At 36.3% G+C, this 17,713-nt stretch carries 28 protein-coding genes and 1 tRNA gene; 9 read left to right on the forward strand and 20 right to left on the reverse strand.

Going from position 1 to position 17,713, the window contains the following annotated elements; genetic code table 11:
- Nucleotides 1–53 precede the first annotated feature (53 nt).
- Genes LNP23_RS20065 through LNP23_RS20095 form a run of 7 tightly spaced genes read right to left on the reverse strand, consistent with a single transcriptional unit; the run spans nucleotide 54 to nucleotide 4,888 of the window.
- Entirely contained in the window at nucleotides 54–470 is a 417-nt protein-coding gene (locus LNP23_RS20065) for a hypothetical protein (RefSeq protein WP_230002601.1), read from the reverse strand.
- A gap of 1 nt (nucleotide 471) precedes the next feature.
- Nucleotides 472–1,644, reverse strand: a complete 1,173-nt coding sequence (locus tag LNP23_RS20070) for a DUF2586 family protein (RefSeq protein WP_230002602.1) — start codon at nucleotides 1,642–1,644, stop codon at nucleotides 472–474.
- On the reverse strand, nucleotides 1,641–2,141 hold the full coding sequence (locus LNP23_RS20075; protein ID WP_230002603.1) for a hypothetical protein: 501 nt from the start codon (nucleotides 2,139–2,141) through the stop codon (nucleotides 1,641–1,643). The genes LNP23_RS20070 and LNP23_RS20075 overlap by 4 nt, the downstream gene beginning before the upstream one ends.
- A 10-nt stretch (nucleotides 2,142–2,151) precedes the next feature.
- Nucleotides 2,152–2,610, reverse strand: a complete 459-nt coding sequence (locus LNP23_RS20080; protein ID WP_230002604.1) for a CHAP domain-containing protein — start codon at nucleotides 2,608–2,610, stop codon at nucleotides 2,152–2,154.
- A 15-nt stretch (nucleotides 2,611–2,625) separates the two neighbouring features.
- Entirely contained in the window at nucleotides 2,626–3,030 is a 405-nt protein-coding gene (locus tag LNP23_RS20085; protein ID WP_230002605.1) for a hypothetical protein, read from the reverse strand.
- 1 nt (nucleotide 3,031) lies between these two features.
- Nucleotides 3,032–3,871 carry a hypothetical protein gene (locus LNP23_RS20090; protein WP_230002606.1) on the reverse strand — a complete coding sequence of 280 codons (840 nt, stop codon included), beginning with the start codon at nucleotides 3,869–3,871 and terminating at the stop codon, nucleotides 3,032–3,034.
- 24 nt (nucleotides 3,872–3,895) lie between these two features.
- Nucleotides 3,896–4,888 (reverse strand): HK97 family phage prohead protease, encoded by a 993-nt coding sequence (locus LNP23_RS20095; RefSeq protein ID WP_230002607.1) that lies wholly within the window; start codon nucleotides 4,886–4,888, stop codon nucleotides 3,896–3,898.
- A 174-nt stretch (nucleotides 4,889–5,062) separates the two neighbouring features.
- Between LNP23_RS20095 and LNP23_RS20100 the strand changes: the two genes are divergently transcribed.
- The 8 genes from LNP23_RS20100 to LNP23_RS20135 all read left to right on the forward strand — a co-directional run bounded on the left by LNP23_RS20100 (nucleotide 5,063) and on the right by LNP23_RS20135 (nucleotide 11,330).
- The gene (locus LNP23_RS20100; protein WP_230002608.1) at nucleotides 5,063–5,350 is read left to right on the forward strand and encodes an oxidase; all 288 of its coding nucleotides are present in this window, start codon (nucleotides 5,063–5,065) and stop codon (nucleotides 5,348–5,350) included.
- Nucleotides 5,334–5,822 (forward strand): terminase gpP N-terminus-related DNA-binding protein, encoded by a 489-nt coding sequence (locus LNP23_RS20105; protein WP_230002609.1) that lies wholly within the window; start codon nucleotides 5,334–5,336, stop codon nucleotides 5,820–5,822. Before LNP23_RS20100 ends, LNP23_RS20105 begins: the two co-directional genes overlap by 17 nt.
- Entirely contained in the window at nucleotides 5,815–7,371 is a 1,557-nt protein-coding gene (locus tag LNP23_RS20110; protein ID WP_230002610.1) for a hypothetical protein, read from the forward strand. The genes LNP23_RS20105 and LNP23_RS20110 overlap by 8 nt, the downstream gene beginning before the upstream one ends.
- Nucleotides 7,368–7,853, forward strand: a complete 486-nt coding sequence (locus LNP23_RS20115; protein WP_230002611.1) for a hypothetical protein — start codon at nucleotides 7,368–7,370, stop codon at nucleotides 7,851–7,853. The genes LNP23_RS20110 and LNP23_RS20115 overlap by 4 nt, the downstream gene beginning before the upstream one ends.
- Before the next feature lies 1 nt (nucleotide 7,854).
- Nucleotides 7,855–8,286 (forward strand): phage protein Gp36 family protein, encoded by a 432-nt coding sequence (locus tag LNP23_RS20120; protein ID WP_230002612.1) that lies wholly within the window; start codon nucleotides 7,855–7,857, stop codon nucleotides 8,284–8,286.
- Nucleotides 8,276–8,773, forward strand: coding sequence for a phage morphogenesis protein (locus LNP23_RS20125; RefSeq protein WP_230002613.1), 498 nt, complete (start codon nucleotides 8,276–8,278; stop codon nucleotides 8,771–8,773). Before LNP23_RS20120 ends, LNP23_RS20125 begins: the two co-directional genes overlap by 11 nt.
- Nucleotides 8,774–8,817: 44 nt before the next feature.
- On the forward strand, nucleotides 8,818–10,038 hold the full coding sequence (locus LNP23_RS20130; RefSeq protein WP_230002614.1) for a phage portal protein family protein: 1,221 nt from the start codon (nucleotides 8,818–8,820) through the stop codon (nucleotides 10,036–10,038).
- Between the two features lie 113 nt (nucleotides 10,039–10,151).
- Nucleotides 10,152–11,330 carry a phage minor head protein gene (locus LNP23_RS20135; protein WP_230002615.1) on the forward strand — a complete coding sequence of 393 codons (1,179 nt, stop codon included), beginning with the start codon at nucleotides 10,152–10,154 and terminating at the stop codon, nucleotides 11,328–11,330.
- An 88-nt stretch (nucleotides 11,331–11,418) separates the two neighbouring features.
- Here the strand turns inward: LNP23_RS20135 and LNP23_RS20140 are convergent, their stop codons facing one another.
- The 3 genes from LNP23_RS20140 to LNP23_RS20150 all read right to left on the reverse strand — a co-directional run bounded on the left by LNP23_RS20140 (nucleotide 11,419) and on the right by LNP23_RS20150 (nucleotide 12,912).
- The gene (locus tag LNP23_RS20140) at nucleotides 11,419–11,637 is read right to left on the reverse strand and encodes a hypothetical protein (RefSeq protein WP_230002616.1); all 219 of its coding nucleotides are present in this window, start codon (nucleotides 11,635–11,637) and stop codon (nucleotides 11,419–11,421) included.
- Nucleotides 11,638–11,703: 66 nt separating this feature from the next.
- Nucleotides 11,704–12,075, reverse strand: a complete 372-nt coding sequence (locus LNP23_RS20145) for a hypothetical protein (RefSeq protein WP_230002617.1) — start codon at nucleotides 12,073–12,075, stop codon at nucleotides 11,704–11,706.
- A gap of 12 nt (nucleotides 12,076–12,087) precedes the next feature.
- Complete coding sequence (locus tag LNP23_RS20150) at nucleotides 12,088–12,912, reverse strand: hypothetical protein (RefSeq protein WP_230002618.1); 825 nt, start codon at nucleotides 12,910–12,912, stop codon at nucleotides 12,088–12,090.
- Between the two features lie 329 nt (nucleotides 12,913–13,241).
- Between LNP23_RS20150 and LNP23_RS20155 the strand changes: the two genes are divergently transcribed.
- A complete protein-coding gene (locus LNP23_RS20155; protein WP_230002619.1) occupies nucleotides 13,242–14,003 on the forward strand; it encodes a hypothetical protein in 762 nt (253 codons plus the stop codon).
- 23 nt (nucleotides 14,004–14,026) lie between these two features.
- Here LNP23_RS20155 and LNP23_RS20160 read toward each other — a convergent pair whose 3' ends face one another.
- The 10 genes from LNP23_RS20160 to LNP23_RS20205 form a co-directional block, all read right to left on the reverse strand.
- The gene (locus LNP23_RS20160; RefSeq protein WP_230002620.1) at nucleotides 14,027–14,482 is read right to left on the reverse strand and encodes a hypothetical protein; all 456 of its coding nucleotides are present in this window, start codon (nucleotides 14,480–14,482) and stop codon (nucleotides 14,027–14,029) included.
- A 145-nt stretch (nucleotides 14,483–14,627) separates the two neighbouring features.
- Entirely contained in the window at nucleotides 14,628–14,960 is a 333-nt protein-coding gene (locus LNP23_RS20165; protein ID WP_230002621.1) for a hypothetical protein, read from the reverse strand.
- Nucleotides 14,961–15,093: 133 nt separating this feature from the next.
- Nucleotides 15,094–15,441, reverse strand: coding sequence for a hypothetical protein (locus LNP23_RS20170; RefSeq protein WP_230002622.1), 348 nt, complete (start codon nucleotides 15,439–15,441; stop codon nucleotides 15,094–15,096).
- The gene (locus LNP23_RS20175) at nucleotides 15,428–15,727 is read right to left on the reverse strand and encodes a hypothetical protein (protein ID WP_230002623.1); all 300 of its coding nucleotides are present in this window, start codon (nucleotides 15,725–15,727) and stop codon (nucleotides 15,428–15,430) included. The genes LNP23_RS20170 and LNP23_RS20175 overlap by 14 nt, the downstream gene beginning before the upstream one ends.
- 54 nt (nucleotides 15,728–15,781) lie before the next feature.
- Nucleotides 15,782–15,848: transfer RNA gene (locus LNP23_RS20180), tRNA-OTHER, on the reverse strand.
- A gap of 7 nt (nucleotides 15,849–15,855) precedes the next feature.
- Complete coding sequence (locus tag LNP23_RS20185; RefSeq protein ID WP_230002624.1) at nucleotides 15,856–16,074, reverse strand: hypothetical protein; 219 nt, start codon at nucleotides 16,072–16,074, stop codon at nucleotides 15,856–15,858.
- A 131-nt stretch (nucleotides 16,075–16,205) separates the two neighbouring features.
- Nucleotides 16,206–16,856 carry a DUF3164 family protein gene (locus tag LNP23_RS20190; protein ID WP_230002625.1) on the reverse strand — a complete coding sequence of 217 codons (651 nt, stop codon included), beginning with the start codon at nucleotides 16,854–16,856 and terminating at the stop codon, nucleotides 16,206–16,208.
- A 2-nt stretch (nucleotides 16,857–16,858) separates the two neighbouring features.
- The gene (locus tag LNP23_RS20195; protein WP_230002626.1) at nucleotides 16,859–17,122 is read right to left on the reverse strand and encodes a hypothetical protein; all 264 of its coding nucleotides are present in this window, start codon (nucleotides 17,120–17,122) and stop codon (nucleotides 16,859–16,861) included.
- 38 nt (nucleotides 17,123–17,160) lie between these two features.
- Entirely contained in the window at nucleotides 17,161–17,301 is a 141-nt protein-coding gene (locus LNP23_RS20200; protein ID WP_230002627.1) for a hypothetical protein, read from the reverse strand.
- A 3-nt stretch (nucleotides 17,302–17,304) separates the two neighbouring features.
- A complete protein-coding gene (locus LNP23_RS20205; protein ID WP_230002628.1) occupies nucleotides 17,305–17,709 on the reverse strand; it encodes a hypothetical protein in 405 nt (134 codons plus the stop codon).
- Between the last annotated feature and the right edge of the window lie 4 nt (nucleotides 17,710–17,713).

Here is a 17,713-nt window from a genome sequence, read left to right on the forward strand (position 1 = left end):
AAAAAACCATCCATCTAAGTAACGGGATGGTTTTTACATTTTTTATCAAATTTCTATTGTTGTGATTTCACGTCCAAAAAGATAAAAGGCAGCTCAATAAGCATATTCTTATCGCCTTGTTTCATCGCTTTTTTGTACTCTGTAAATTCGCAAGTTATCAATACGTCGGTAACAGTTGCGCCGCCGTCGTCCGGAACAAATGACCAGATAATATCAAAACTTAATGCTAACAAATCTTTGTTAGGGGCATCTTTAATCATTGCCTCCACTTCGGACTGCCAAAGGTTAATTTTTCCCTCAAAGTCCTTGTTTCCTCGTGCAACTTTGTGGCCTTTTCCGCCACGACCACGTATGACGCTTTTTTCTTGTTTTGCTGTGTATTCTACGTCTTCAATGCCCTCAATGATACGCCCACCGATGGCAATTGAGATGTCATTCCATGAATAATTTTTACTACTATAATTGCTCATACTAATCTAGTTTTGTGGTAAAACCGATGTTTACCGTTATAAAATCGGAGTAGCCGACAGGAAGTAATTTTAAGGATACGTTTACGTTGTTCGTTTGCAAAACGTTTTGATTTTCGTCAATAAACGCCCTCACTCCCGAAAGTTTGCCCGCTTCGACCATGTTCGATTTGATTTGAGCTTCAATAGCATTTTGCCAACCTTTGGTAATAGCGGGGTGTATCGTGCCCGCTTCGGTTACTGGAACTTCATCAGACAATTCTTGCACTAAAGTAGTGTACGCTATTAAAACGCCCTCGTCCATTACCAAGCCTCTAGCCAAACTATTAAAGTCGTCCGTGGGCAATGTCAAGGTTTTATCCCCTGTGAAATAAAAGCCCGATAAATTGGTAAAGCTTCTCATAAAGATGTAGTTCTTTGTGTCGATAGCGTTCCAAGCGGTATCTAATACTGAAACCGCAATTCCATTAGTGAAATACGCCGCAAAAGGTTCTATTGCGCCATCTTTTACACGGCTCAATTTTCTTTGTGTTGGCGTACTTGCCAAACGCCCAAGAGCTAGACCGATGGCCGCCTCTTTTGATCCGTCCGTATTTGCCAATAAAATCGAAACTTTGTTAAAGTTGGTTGTTGCATAATCTTTCAAATCGGCAACTACACCACTAAACTTATTACCTGAAATCAATACTCGAACAGGATAAAAACGGTCAGCAAAGTCTTCCGCTAAGGCTTGTGCCTTTACGGCCGTTAAATGTACATCGGTATCTAAACCTTCCGTGATAGTTTCAGTTGTGCCAGACTTTTTCAAAAGCCCTAAGATTCGAATTTTACCTTTTGCGTCACTCAATAATTTTCGGGCATAATCCTTAGTGACGTCCGCTTGATCTTCCATCGTTACCGTAGAGGCAACTAGCATAATCCATAATTCGGCTCCTTTTTTTGCCTCAGTATAAAATTGAGCAATCTGCTTATATGCAAAATCATTCGTGCCACCTTTTGTAATTCCTAAGTTAATTGCCTCATCTAGTGAAAATATTTGGTAAGAAGTCCCGACCGTTACCTTATTAGCACCCGCAACGGTTACACCCGTCAAAACGAATCCGGGGATCTTCTGAATTTCTGCCTGTGGCAGCCCTAGACCATTGCTAGAGATGTTGAACTTAATATTTGGAATCATATTATTTTAAATGTTTTTAGAAAGAAGATTACACTCGCTCCTATTGCCAATCCAACTAAAAAAGCCCTTATTACGTCAATAAAAGAATACCCCGTTTTTTTAGTGTTATTTTGGGTATCGCTTCGGGCAGTTGTAGTAATTTCCCTTTGTAATTCTTGTTTTATCCGGGCTACAATTGCAAGGCTGTCACATGTCGCCGTGATCGTGACTGTATCGTGTTCAATTCTTATTTTTGCGGTAGCATTACCGTTTTTCTGTGTAAATTTTTTTGGTTTTGAAATGCCGTTTAAACCCGATTTAAACACCAATTCGGTGACGGGAATTTTTAAACTTGTCTCGGTCTTTGGGGTAAAAAGTACAGTATCACGATACGTTTCTTTTTGTAAAATTGAGCTTTCAGTTGTGGAGATTTTATTTTGGCTATCCTGTCGTGTAGAGCGACAGGAGGCCAAAAAACAACATAAACAAACCAATACTAAAACTATTGTCTTATACATCTTTGTGTTTTTAAATTCGGATAAATCCTTTTATGCTTGAAATTTTTCGAGTCCTACGGCAAACGGAATGGCCTTCACGGCTTCCGTCATCGTTTGTGTTACCTTCGATAGTGTGGATAACCAACCCATCTACCTTTTCTACAAATCCAGTATGCCCAATTCCTTTACCAAAATCCATTATAAAAATATCTCCCGCCATTGGTGTAGTACTTTTTAGAGTTGGAGCGAGGGCATTCCATTGGGCTAAAACACCGCCCGTTCTTTTAAGTGGGTTTTGTGTTTTTAATTTGGCGCTGGCTTGTAGCACATTCCAAAAAACAAAAGCCATACACCAAGCAAACCCTTTTCCAAGTCCGACACTTCTTAAATATATTTCAACTTCGGGACCTGAATTACTGCCCTTTGGAATTTCCGTTACGCCTATTTGGCTTTGTGCTGATTGTAATGAGGTGCTTGCTAGTGGTGTCATAAGCTTTAATTAATTTTATAGTGTTTCTTTATAGGCGTTTAAAGCCGTGATTATAGTTTCCGCTTTTTTGTCAGTAGTTTCTAATTTTAGAAAATCAGCCAATTGTTTTAATGGGGCGTAGTTTTCTTTAACCAAACCGTTATTCAAAAGCTCTAATTGTTCGGCAGAAAGTTGAGAGCCATCCCCGGTTAGCCCTTCCTCATCCACAACCTCCATAATATTCACGTTAGCGTGTGGAGTAACATTCTTTTCTTCCAATGTGGTGGCGTGATTGTTGGCAAAAACTAGATTTTCAAATAGAAAACCATCGGAGGTTGAATACACCGTATCTTTTGCGCCAGTTTGCTCAAAATAATTACTTACGGTTAAAGCAATGGCGGTCGCAAGGACTGCCGAAGCCGTTTTTTGTGCTTTTTCCATACTAACTCAAGATTGCTCCTAAATATTTAGGATTGGTTGCACGGATGTTACCCACAAGGGCTCTTTGAGCGAATGAAATTTCGTCGGCCTGCGAAGCTGCGGAGCGAATTGTTTCGTACATCTCAGTATCTCCAAAGCATCTAAATGTTTCGTCGGAGCACCAAGTAAAAGAGCAATTTTTATCACCTACAGCTTTTACAGTTCCGTATGGCTTTTTAGCTCCCGCAGATGTGTACAGTGCCGTTTGATTGTAGTTGTAAATTGTAAAGCCATACATTTTGTTTGTATCTAAGATTTTCTTGTACAAAACTGTATCTTCCTCTTCAATTAGCCCCATGTGCTCCGCCGTCAAACAAATATTCAAATTATCATAGATATCCAAGCCATTGTAGAATGCCTTCATTTTAATGATTGCACTAATAAATTTACCCGTACCTACAGTGATAATTTTATTATTTGCATTATCCAAAGCTGGCGCCCAAGCAAAAGCCGCTCTTTTTCCAAGGTTTTTAGCTAAAGAAACTTTGTGACGATTAGTAATTGAGGCACGTTTATTATACTGCAATTCCACTTCTTGCAAATCTCTGTGGCGGGTTCTATCAGTTGAATACGTTTTTAAAACCACCTCGTTTGGAATATCTGTGATCGTTGCCAACGGCAAATCCGTTTCACTTCCCGCAAAGTAATCTTCATGAACTTCTGGTTCTATACCAGCTTCCGCAAGGTGTAATTTGTTATTTTCTACATACTCGGATTTGTCCGTAGATGCAAAAACAAAACTATTATCAGGGATTGGATTTTCTTGAATTCCTGCAACCCATACTTCTTTTTGTAAAGCCATATCTTTTTTTATAAATGAGATTTTTTAATTATTTACTTTGTATCGCACACCGGTCTGATAATCTTTAGCTAATTGAGCATACTTTGCGGGTTCGTCATCTCTAATTTTTGACAACTTCACGGCATCGTGTTTTTGCAAATAATCAAATGATTCTTCAGGGGTAGTAAGAACATTTCCAGTAGTGCTTCTGCTCGAAAGGATTACTTCCTTAACTGCAGCTTGGTTTCCGTTACCAACATTTTCCGCCTCTTTGTCTCCAATCAATTTGGATAAAATGGCTTTTTGTTCTTCAAAATTGCCGTCAAAAGCTTTGATTTGAGAGTCTTTCAATGCCGTAGGAATCAACCCTAATACGACGGCTTTTTCTACTAAATCCGTAGCAGCTGTTAAACGAATTCCTTTGACTTCCGCTTCAAGTGCAGTAACTTTTGTTTCCGCAGTATCTTTTTCCAATTTGATTTTTGAAATAGTGTCAAGTAACACACTTTCCGACGTATCCGCCGCTTTACCCAATGCAAGGGCAATTGTTTTTAATTCAGGCATATCTTCTTTTTTTATGTTCAATTTATTTAGCTTCACTTCACCACCTTTTTTAGACAACTTTAAGGCGTCGTCATTTCCTCCAATAGGTACAATTGAAATTTCAACTAGTTTACATTTAGTAACAGTTTCATACAATTGTCCTTCCTTTACTAATTCGGGCTCTGATGACGCCGCAATAACGTCGGCGTACATAGAAGCCATACGTATAAAACCGCCGGCCACTTTGTCGGCAATCTTTTTAGAGAATTCGTCATTCTGGTCAAATTCAATTGTTGCGATTAGCTTTTTATCTTGGACAAAAAGTTTGATACAGCGCCCAATCACTTCCCCCCCTTTATTCGTATAAGAATCTCGCTCATGTAAATACAATACAACAGGATTGCGCAAGTATTGAGTGTAGTCAATACCATCTGTTAAAATGCGGTATTTATACTCGTTTACGTTTTCGGTATTAATAACAAAGTCGTGTTGCATTGGCTTTTAAAATTGAATTTGGTAATGATTTCGAGGGCAAAATTGGGGCGGTTTTCGAGTAAAAAAAAACAGCCGTCCAAGGCTTGTATCCTTTTGATACAAAGCTTGTATGAATAAATTACAAGCCTTGATGTTGTTTTTTTTCTATGCCTATTATATGTGGAACTTTGCGCTATGACTGATATAATTTTAGATACAAATGGAGACCTCGCCTTGCAAGATGGCGACTTTGTAGTGGACTTTTCGGGCTACACACACCAAGAGCATATTTTGATAGCTACCAAAGGAGAATTTAAAGAATTTCCCGAGTTGGGTGTTGGCTTAAATCGAATGCTTAGCGACGACGATTACATGCCGTTTTTGATTGACGCCAAGAAAAACTTGGAGCATGATGGTATGAAAATTAATAACATAAAGTTTGAGGAAAACGGAAACCTGAACATTGATGGATACTACAAATAAAGGCAAGGGTAGAATGACCGCTGCTCAAAGCGACTATAAAAAATTACAGGCAAAAGATTTGTTTGTAAAAGGTTTTTCGTTAACCAATATTTCTGAAATTTTGGGGGTTGGTGTAAAAACTTTATCAAATTGGCGTGAACTTCATTTTTGGGAAAATGAAAAAGAGCTTTTTGCGATACGCCCAAGCGAAATCAAAAAACTAATACTTCAGTACGTAATTGACATTAGAGAGGGAAGACAGCCAAAACACAAAGCCGACGACTTAGCCAAAATTTCAGCCGCTTGGGATCGAATGGATGATGACCGAAAAAAGGCCGTACATACAATGGAAAGTTTTGACGGCTTTAGCCAATTTATGGTAGTACAGGCGGGAAACAATACAGGAAAAAAACGTGATGAAATTTTAGAATTATTACAAACAATTCGTGTGTTTTTTGATAAATATGTAAATGAGCTCGTAAGCAATGACTAAGACGGAATTAAAAGAGGCCTTTGAAAGGTATAGTCGAGAGTCCAAAAGAATTCAATTGCTTTCCGGTGCATCCTTATTTAAAGAAACAACGGCCGAACAAGAGGCACGTATTAAACGTCTTTTAAAGCCTGAAAACTATTTGGAATTTTTCGAGTATTACTATGGCGTGAATTCACTTTTAGCCTTAGCGGATGCGCCTTGCGCAAAGTTTCATTTAACAAGTTATTTGGAGCTGTTTAAAAACCCTTTAATCAAACAACAAAGGCGATGGTTTCGTGGTGCCGCAAAGTCCATTCATACTAACGTAGGAAACCTGTGTCACCTCAAAGAAAATAACGAGGTTAATTTTGGTTTAATCATTGGGCGCACTCTTGATGCGGGCAAACTATTACTTTCTGATATTCAAATGCACTTAGAAAGTAATGAACGATATATTAAGGATTTTGGAACACAAATGCAGTACGGCTCTTGGGCAGATGGGCAATTTGAGACCAACGACAAAAAAATGTTTAAAGCTTTGGGGTTGAATCAACCTTTTAGGGGTTTGCGTAATGGGGCTTGGCGACCTGACTTTGCTTCAATGGACGATTTAGAAGACCGAAAGCAAGCCAAAAATATTGACCTAACCAAAGAGAATGTTCAGAAGCTCACGGGTGATTTAGGTAAGGCGGGGCAAAAAGGGCGGTTTCGCCAAGTGATGGCAAATAATTACATCGTGAAAAACGGAATTGTTGATGGCTATGCCGAAAAAAACAAAAAGTCGCCAAACTTAAAAATTAGTACGGTCAACTTATGCGATGATAAATTTAAACCAAGTTGGCCGGAGCGGTACAGCATGCAAGACTGCAAAGACATTGTAAACGATACAGATTATCATACGAGCCAACGTGAGGATTTTAACAATCCCGTAGAAGAAGGGAAACGTATTAAAGCGGAATGGATTCGATATAAAAAAACTCATGGCAATCAAATTTTTGAGGGGTTGATTGAATTTTGGGATTTGTCCTATAAAGATACCGGCGATTTTAAGGCGGGTGGAATTGTATCTATTGAAAAAGGTAGGGCACACGTTTTAGAAATATTCAATCGTCAAGTTAGTTTATCGGAGGCAATGAGCCAACACTATGAATGGCAAAAAAAGTATAATAGCAAAGGAATGTCAATCATTTCGTACTATGATGCCACAGCGGCACAATCTGTAGTTTATGAGCCCGAATGGCTTGTATCTTGTGAAGAAAATAACGCCGTTGGAATCCCAATTGCAGACCATGCGTCAGGAGATAAACACGACAAAATTGACGCCACTTTGACTAACACTTTTCAACGTGGCTTAATCACTTTTGATGAAAAACTAAAGGATACAGATGACATGGACAAGGCAGTGGAGCACATTGTAGCCTTTGAGAAAGGGTGTAAAACGCCTGATGATATTTTAGACGTTTTAGAGCAGTGTGTTCGAAAAGGGAGGCTATTATTTGGCTACTCCCAAAAAGAAGAGAGTAACCAAAAACCCGTAATCGGTCAACGAAAAAAAACTCGTAGGGTATGACACCAAGAAAAGAATTATTCATAAAAACTAAAGCGGTACTTTCAGAATTGTCCGTCTTGGAGTTGGTCGATTTGCAACGCAAACAGTTCAGCATGCCGAAAGAAAACTACCCTACTTACTTTACGGCCGCATTAATTGAAATCAAGTCCATAACGTGGCAAACTATGGTAGAACAAAAACAGGAGGGAAAAGCGACAGTCGACGTGACTTTTTATTGTAAAGACGGTTGGATGGATCAACACGATGGAACTAGCGACCCCGAACACGGATTGATCGAAGTGGATATTATTGATAGCATTGTTGAACAACTCCAAGGATTAAGAGGTGACTCATTTAAACAGTTGGATTTATCCAACGAAGAAAGCATTGACGATTCCTTTGAAATGATGAGTTACAAACTGTCTTTTACAACCACCATTTATCGCCAAATTAATGCCCGTTTTCAAAGTAGAAAAATAAGCGTTCAACCTTCAACACTATAATATGTTTTTAGAAAAAACCGAATTAAAGACCGTTGGTCTTGAAGAAATAATCAATAAAATAATCAATAACGACGATACAATTGTCGAAGAAATCATTGCCGAAAGTATCGATGTGATGAGCGGGTATTTATTTCAATATTTTGATACGGAGGCCATCTTTTCTGTTACTAAAGGCGATCGGAATCTTACAGTATTAAAACACCTCAAAGGTATCGTCCTTTTTGAAATTTATTCTCGTAGAGCTAAGCAATTAAACGAGCTTGCAAAATTACGTTACGATGAGGCGATGTTATGGCTTGAAAAGGTGTCAAAAGGAACTATCAAACCTAACCTACCGCTAAAGCTCATAGATACTGATGGGGACGGAACTCCCGACAGTGAAGTGCCATTTATGAAGTTGGGTAGCCGCAAAAATTATCAAAATGGCTGGTAGTTTAACCGACTTACAAAAACTATTGATAAGAGCTTCAAAAGAGATTCCCGAAAAAGCATTGCGAGTTATTGGAGTAGAGGGCAAAAAGTTTATTGAAAAAAATTTCAGAGACCAGGGCTTTACTGATACTACAACTAAAAAGTGGGAATCAAGAAAAAATGAAGACAAACACGGGCGAAATATTACGCGATATAGAACCAACCGAGTAGGACGATCGGGGAGCTTAAATCGTTACGGTAGTAGAACCACAGATCGCGCAATATTAGTGGGATTTAATACGGGGGGCGACAAACTGAAAAACTCCTTTAAATATATCGTAAGCCAAGGCACAGGCAGGGTTGTTTTTAGAAGTTACAAGCCTTATGCTGCTCGACACAATGAGGGGCTAAAAGGAATGCCGAAACGTCAATTTATTGGTAAATCGGAATATTTAAACCGACAAATTGCAGACAAAATAAAAAGGGAATTAGATTTAACACTACGATAAAAATGGGCTCAAAATATAGAAACATAACCAACATAAAAAGGCAAGTGAGCAAAGTTAATCTTTCGGGTAATGCCATAGGAAAAAAGGTAAGTTTATCAAATGTTGATTCGGGTGACATTACTAAAATAACCAATTTGATGGTTGATGTTATCCGTCGCCAACGTAGATTATGGCGTAAAGAAATTAACGATTGGCAAACCGCGCGATATGCTTATTTTCAATCAGAAATACCTCGTTTCTTTCCGATGCAAGAAGTCTATGACGATATTATGTTGGATGGACATTTAACGGCGGTGACCGAAGACAGAACACTAAGAACCATTAATGAAGATTATATCTTTTCGATTGACGGAATTAAAGACGATAAATTAACGAATTTAATTAAAGATCAAGAGTGGTTCGACTATGTTCTGGATGAGGCGCACAAAACAACCTACAAAGGGGAAGGTTTTTTGTGGATAAAAGACTTTGAAAAAGGAAATATCAAAGAAGTCGAAATGATTGATCGTGGGCAACTAGTACCAGGACAAAAAATACTATTATATGATATCAATGGTACAAAAGGTTTAGACGTGTCTGAGGTGGACGATATTTTGCTGTATGCGAAGTTTTATAGCAATATTGGAATTTTAGAAAAGGCGGCCGTTTATACTATTTTAAAACGTCACTCGTGGGGTTCGTGGGATGAGTTCGAGGAATTATTTGGTGTGCCGATTCGTATTGCTAAAGTTGCGAGCCAAAGCGAAACTGTAAAAAATGAAGTTGCCGGATGGTTGGAAGAAATGGGGAGCGCTCCTTATGGCGTTTTCCCATTAGGTACTGAAATTGATATTAAAGAAAATAGCAAAGCGGATTCGTTTAATGTCTTTTATCAAAAAATACAGGCTTTAGACAAAGAACTTTCGAAATTGATTTTACACCAAACGATGACCACAGAAAACGGGGCAAGCAAAGCTCAAGGAACGGTACACGAAAACACTTTGGAGGAAGTCATTAAAAGCGACAAAAAGAAAATGCTTTCTTTCTTAAATAAGCGGTTGGTTCCCGCCATGCGTAAGTTAGGTTATACTATTCCTGACAATGCCAAAATCACAATTGAAAAAACCAAAGACCCCGAAAAGCAAATTAAAATTGATAGCCAGTTAATGAGCAACGGCTACATTTTAAAACAACAATATGTGGAGGAAGTTTATGGTGTGGAAATCGAAACTATGCCGTCAGGTCAAACGCCATCAATAAAACCCGGTAACGCAAAAAAGCGTTAAGCCTGCTTAAACTGTATTATCGCTCTAATTGTTGTGATACTGAGCATTCGGTTATACAATTAGATAAGCAAGAAGATAATTTAAGCGGGCTTATTGAAAGCTATTTTAGGCAATTGTTTGATGACAGAAATGTATCTGAAGAAAACAAACAAGCCCTTTGGGAATATTATAATACTAATTTAACTAAGGCTTTTGATATAGGGTATAACAACAGTTTGGAGTTTTACGATGCGGATTTAGCACAATCATTGAAAACTGACATCGCGCAATTTTCGGCCTTCAAAGAAACAAGCTTTAGGGCACAACTAGAGGCGGAACTTACAAATGATGGTAAAGTAATACCGTGGTCAGAATTTAAAAAGAAAGCGGCAGAATTGCACGTTAACTATAATCAGCGATGGTTAAAAACTGAATATCACCATACGGTCGCTACCGCAAACAGCGTGGCGAATTGGAAAGCCTATGAAGGCGATGCGGATTTATACCCGAATCTAAAATACAATGCGGTAAACGATGCCCGAACACGCGAAAAACACCGGGCATTAGACGGCTTGATTTTACCAATAAATCACTCATTTTGGCGAACTCATAACGTACCCTTAGATTGGGGGTGTCGTTGTGGTTTAGAACAAACTGACGAAGAGCCAAGCAAAATAATTCCTGAACTGGATATAAAAGGGGCTTTTCAAAACAATGCGGCTTTGAGCGGTAAAGTTTTTGGCGAGATGCCTTATGAAAATGGAATGAGTAACACTCAAATCATAGAATCAAAAGGGAACGCAAAAAAATTCGCCGCAAATAAAGTATTACAGTCGGATAGAAAGGAGCAATTTAAAACTGTTTTTAAGGCCAAAAAAGGGGCAGTTTTAGAGCATCAGCTAATTTCTAAAAATGATGATTATAGGGACATTTTAGGGGTTGCCAAAGCATACGCCCAAAAAGGGAAGATTGCCGAAATGTTGCCCGAAATTTCAGAGCGTGAAAAAACTTTAAGAAGTATTGTGTTTCCAAACTTGCAGTCCAAAAGATCAAATCCGGACTTGAAAATAGGAAATCAATATTTTGACGTAAAAAGGCCAAGCGCTATTAAGAATATTTTAGGAAATGCAAATAAGGCCTCAAAACAGGGGGCAATAGCAGTTATTAGCGACAGCAGATTGGATAAACCTTTGACGGATGCCATTATCCAAGAGAGGGCAAAAGATATTTTTAAGAATAAAAACTACGGCTATGATACTGTTGTATTTTATAGAAATGGAGAGCTAATTGTATTAAATCGAACAGGCGTTTAGTATTACTACTAAACGCCTGAGCTTTGCCCGACCCGCAAGCCTGACTGTGCAAATATACGAACTTTTTTAAATACAATTTAAAAAGTGTTTAAAGTAATTGTAATTGATTGCTTGGAGGTGGTGGAGTATCTCCATATATTCCCTCGTATTTTATGATTGCTTCGACTGTGCGACTGGCTAAAAACATCTTTGTTGCTACTTCATCAATAACGGCGTCAACACGCCACTTCTTATTTTTGGCGTGTAATTCGTAGAATAGTTTGCGAACTTGGTTATTTCTGTCGGCTAAACGTTGGGAGCGTGTCATGAGACAAAAATATAAAATGTTTTAACAAAAAAAAAGTCCAGTTTTTAGCTGGACTTTTTGTTGATATTAATTTTGTTTTTGAGATTGTTCTAAAAGCCAAACAGCATCAGTATTTAATTTTGTGTTAGGCGGCATTTTGTAGTAACCGTATTGGGGTTTATTTGCTAAGACGGTTTGAGTAAATTTAGTAAAATTGAAAGTTTCATCTTTGAATACAGATAAATCAATAGATTTATCATAAATAAAGAAGTGGCTTGTTTGTGTTGGATTTGCCCATTTATTTACGTAAGCTTCAACATCTTGTTTGGTTGCTCCGTCTTCGTACTGTGCAACCCAATACCAAACGCCATTAAACTCAAAAGAGGCAACATCTTGAACTTTGTTTGGGTTACATGATAATAGCATGAATAAAGGTAATAGGAGTATAAGTTTTTTCATTTTATTGTTTTATTATTTTATTCTATTGTTAGGAATCTGATCTAAGGAGATTAATATTGAAAGCCCCAGCGGTGATACTTCTATATTCCCGCTTATACTCACCATAATTAGATCAAGTTTCCTAAGTACTTCTATGCTTTGTTTATTAGTTGAATTCAAGACTACGTCTTTATTATATAACATTAATAATGTAGTAAGGTCATCTTTATTCATCTCTGATAAAGCTTTAATTATATGGTTTGATTCCTTATTTAAACGACGAAGTTCTGATGCGATTATTTCGTAACGTTCTTTATTATCAATTTCCTTCTTTTTTGAACTTTCTACAGTTTTAAGTAAATCATCAATTTGAGCGCTTAAATCTTTGGCCAACACATTGTGGGAGACCATAATTTTTTCCTTGCTTTCTTCTAATACTTTTATTTGGCTTAGATAATCTTCGATCTGTTTATTTCCTGATAATTTGTTTTTCAAATCAAATTCATTATCCGCAATAGCAATTTTTTTCTCTAAAAGATCCCCTTTTAAAAGATAAATTACATGAGTTCTAAGTTTTTTACCGGGAACCAATGCAAAATCAATAATAGCGGAGCAAAAAGGAACAAGAATTGTATAAACTAAAGCTACCATTATAGGAGTAAGAATTGCCCACTTATTACAATACTCACGGTTTATCACAACAATTTTATCTTCAATAGATGCATCAGAAATGAATAGTAAGGCGATCGGTCTCCAGTTATAAATTAAAAAAGATAACAAGAATGCTCCTGAAATTGGTGTCTTTAATCTTTCTCTATTGGTATCTATAAAATCTTTTATTAAATCAGGTATTGTCATTGGTTTGTTTTATAGTCGCAAACATAAGAAAAATAGCAGAACTAAATACATAAATAAAGCAATATGACAGCCACTAATAGAATGAATTCTATCATATCAAGAAACTTTTCTATTCTCTTGGTTTTCTCGCCAATATTGATAATAATTTTAGCTAATCTAATCTCTTCTTTGTCTCTAATATGTTGATATTTGTCGGGCATAATTTCAAAAGTACTTAAGTTATTTCAGGAAGTTTTACGGATTTCCATATCTGAGAGTTTCTTAATTCATCATGTTTCTTTTTTTTAAAGTATATTTGGAAAAACCAAAAAACACTAACTTACACGCTAATGAATGGCAATTTTACTTTTAAGAATATTGGAATCTTATTTACAATTTACTCTGTAATATATGTTTATGTATATTATGGGTTATATGGTATTAATATTTTTTACTACACTGATTTACAAGGGGTTTTAACTCTATTTCTTAGTAACTTAGTTAAAATTTTATTCTTTGGTTCATCTGCCTTAGTGATTTCATCCTTAGTATCAAAAAAAGATGTTGCGTATAAAAACAAAACATTTAATAACGTATCTTTAAAATATACAATATCAATCTTAGTAGCCTTATTTATTATTTTCATCCTTTTATTTGCGGAACTATTATCGGGAACTTCTACACCTATACATGAATTTTCATTACCGCTTACTTTTCTTGTAGGTATTGGTGCTATACATGCTATGGATAGGTTGGACAGATTTATTTATTTTAAGTTTAAGCTAAGAGCTGTTACACTAAAAACTTATTTTTTAGTTTTGTTCATAATGCCGTATTTCATGTGTCAGTTGATTGTTAGCGAAGTCAACTATTATCCCAAAAAAGACCATATATATTTTTGCTATAATGACACTATGTCTGTAGAAACTGGAAAAAAGTTTAATTTATTTTTGATTGGAAAAACGAATGATAATATTTTTATTTATGACAAATCAAAAAACAGAACTCTTGTTTTTGATTTAAGCAACGTAAAAGATTTTAAAATATACGATGTTCCTGCCATGTCTTTTCTTACCAAAGGTGGAGCTGTTATTCCTAATAAAGGGCTGTAAAAAACGGCTTATATAGCCGTTTTTTACGCTTTACTCCAATCGTCATTATAATATTGACGATTAATAAATGTCGATAAATGTGCTATTGCAATTCGAGATTTGATCAAATACTTTTGATAACTCGGAACAGCAAGGAAGCATTTTATTCTATCGGCTTCTTTTAGCTTATTAAAAGCCTTTTCAGAATCAAATTTTGATACTTTGTGGCCATATAAACTCCATAGGTTTTCAAAGTTAATTTCCGGCATAGAAACCGAAATTTCAAAATTGTCTTTTAGGCTTTTAGACATCCAAATCTTTTTCATAATATTTTCGGTTGCCGGAAAATTTGAGCTGGCAAATAACCATACAATTTGCTTTTGTGATAGCTGGCCGTCCAAGACTTCAAAGCTTTTAAGATCTCCCTTTAAATAGTATTTAAACAACCATATAAAGCCATTTACTTTACTTTTAACTGTGTAGGTGGTAAGTTGTTCCATAATCTTTATTTTAACAAATACTTGACTGTTTTAACGTCCTTAAAATTCTTCGATATTTGAATTGCCTCGGCTCTTAATCTTGCCTCAGTTTCAAAAATTGATTCAAGCTTTGTATTAGGTTTTTTGCGCTTTTTATTAATATACATTATACTAGTTTTTGGTTTAAATCATTGATTGTTTTTTGTAGTTGTTGCTTGATATAAATTTCGTTTGCATACTTTATTTGATCTAGTAATAAAAGTTCCAACATATCAGCTTCATGATGCTTTAGTGTGAATTTTACTTTCTTTTTAAAGTCAAACAAATTTGCCTTCATTTTTACTGACCCAAGTTTGCTCTCTAATTTATTTAGCACATCGAGCGCAATTGATAAGGTTGATTTTTCACGTCTTGTTAACGGCGTTGATTTATACACTGGCTGTAGGGCTGATGTAATAATCATGATTCCCTCATTGCTAAGGCTTAAAGTTATTTTCATATTAACATTCTGTTTTAGGTTTTGATAATTGTTTTTTGCATTCTGAGCAAATAATCACGGTAGTTTCACAGGTAACTATAGATTGAAGCACAAGGATTTCAGTTATACTATGTGTACAATTATTTTTGGGCATTTATTTATAGGTTTTAATAATCATTGATTTGAAGCATTCTATAATTTTTGATACTTCCTTAGAGTTCATATTTTTTAAAGGCTTTTTAATTGGTGATTTATCACTCTTTAAAAACTCTGATAATCTGGAAATATCTGCAACTTCACCCCACTTTCCATTTGGGGCTGTCCATTGCAAAGTGCGTAATTGTGAAAGAAGAGTCTTGTGCTGCTGATTGGTTTTATCAAATAAACCCCAATTTTTATTGTTGTCGCCGTTTACTATTTTTTGGAGTTGGACTTTAGGTTTATTATAATCATCAATCGCGGAACCTTCGCCATTAAATACCCTCGGTTTAGTTGACATCATAGGCGTTTAGAATGTGAAAGATTAAAGAATGAAAACCGCTAATTATTAGACCCTTGTTATAGTATCCATCTGAAAAAGATATTTTTAGTGGTGTACACCTTTTATGTATTACATTTAATTCAATGGACTTATCAATAATTGCCTTTTTTAATTCTTTTAATTTGTCGGCTGTGATAAGTGTTGCGGACAAAGAGTTTAAATATTTTTGAAACTCTTCTTGTAATTTGTTTTTCGTGGTGGTGCTGTGGCCTACATAAACGAAGTAATGGGTTGCCTTTTTACTCATATTCCTGATTTTAGTAATTATTGTTATTATTTCTTATTTGTGTGATTTTTTCTGCTCCTGAGGCAGGATTCGAACCTGCGGCCGGCCACTTAAGGCACTCTACCAACTGAGTTACTCAGGAAGCTGAATTAACTAACCTTATGCCCTTTTGGTTTATAGATTGATTTAGTGTGTTTTTTGAAAGCTTTGTTATTGATTACTGCTTTCTCATAATTGCGAAAAGCATTTAGTTCGGTATTGGATAGGTCATGCCTACACGCCCAATTGTTGTATTGGTCTCTGTAAACTTTGTGGCCGTTAACCGTGTATTCTTGGTGATCGATTATTGGTATTATTTCTACGTTCATTGTCCTGTCGTTGTTTAAAATAAATTCTTGATTTGAACCTGATCCACTCAATGTAGGTGGCGATGTCTTTTCTGTTTAACACTATTAACAAAATGGTTAATAGTGTTATAATTGTGTATGGAGCATTCATATTACAGGCTCGAAAAATTTAAACACAAGTTTTGCCACTTGCCATCATCGCCTTTTATCTTGAGTTCGTAACCATAGCCTTTCAGATGGTTTGAGAAAGATTCTTTTATTAGTTTTAAACCCTCTTTCCAACGTGGATCGTCGAATTTATCCTCGTGTTTATATAGATCCATTACACGGCCGTATTCTAAGTCACCGTTAGCGTTTCGCTCTAAGAAACTCATTAGAATTTCGTACATCTTAACGTCACGCTTTTTGATGGCGTCGCCTAGAAACTCTTTTATCAATTCAATCGCTTTAGTACTTCTTTCGTCCCAAACTGGTTCAGTATCACGACGCCGAGTAACTCGCATTGTGTCTTCTGAGTCCGTCACCGAAAAACCACCTTTTGAATTGCTTCTGAGCTTTCCGTATTCTGAAAGTTTTGCGGCTTGGTTATCCATTTCAATATGGCAAAATTGTTTGAACTCTCCCAACTCCCTAAATAAGGCCTTTGCAGTTGTAACGACTTTTAAAATCATTTCGTCACGCCCTTTTTCGTAAGCTACTTTTTCCCTTTCTTCTTTGGCTTTTTCCGCTTTTTTGAGATTAGCAAGCATTACTTCTAATTCTGCCGCTGTATATTGCTTTTCTTGTGTTTCTACTGTACTCATAATTAATTAGTGATTTTGCTTAAAGTGAACTTGATTTTATTTTCAATGTGCGGGGGAACTTTATAAGTTCTAACCTCTAGCATTGTTATTTCGCCGTTTTCGTGCGCTATTTGGCTGAATATTGAGCCTCGCTCTTGATTAATTGCAATTCGCTCGCCAATTGTAAATACTTTGTTTTTTCCATCGCTTAATAGGTCAATTTGTGAGCATTGTTCTAATGCTGTATGTAGATTATTTAGGCGTTGTGGTAGTTGGAATTCTTTCATGTCTTGTAAAAATTATGGTCTTTTAAATGGAGTGTATCTTATTTGTTGGTTTTTGATATGGATTCTTCTTGGAGCTTTCGCAAATCCTTTTCGATTATGATACGGTTATCGTGGTTCGGGTTGTTTTTTAGCCATTGTTCGAGGATGGCTATTTTGTTGGCCTGTTGTTGTGGGGTCATGGGCTAATTTTGATTTAATATTGATGATTCAATTTTGACTCCTTTTACTTTGGTTGTTCGGGGTTTCTCCTGACGTTTTTTAGCGTTTTGCAATAAAATCATAGGGAAGTGTGACATTAGTTTATTAATACACTTGCAATACAGCTCGTCCTTTTCAAACCCTTTTATCTCGGGGTATAAGGCCAACAATATTTTAAACTCTTTTTCCTCTTTTTCTAACTCAGTAATAAACCATTTGTTTACCGGAGCATTTGCGAAAATTTGCTGAAACTCTCTTGTGGTTGTCGTTACGCTTGATGCCCATAATTCCCAAAAAGCAAGGATGAAATCTTCTTTAGTATCTGCTATTGCTAATGCGGTCATTAAGTATTCTAGCGCCGATTCTTGTTGTGTTATTGTTTTGTTCATTGCC

This window comes from Flavobacterium cupriresistens, assembly GCF_020911925.1.
GTDB classification, from domain to species: domain Bacteria; phylum Bacteroidota; class Bacteroidia; order Flavobacteriales; family Flavobacteriaceae; genus Flavobacterium; species Flavobacterium cupriresistens.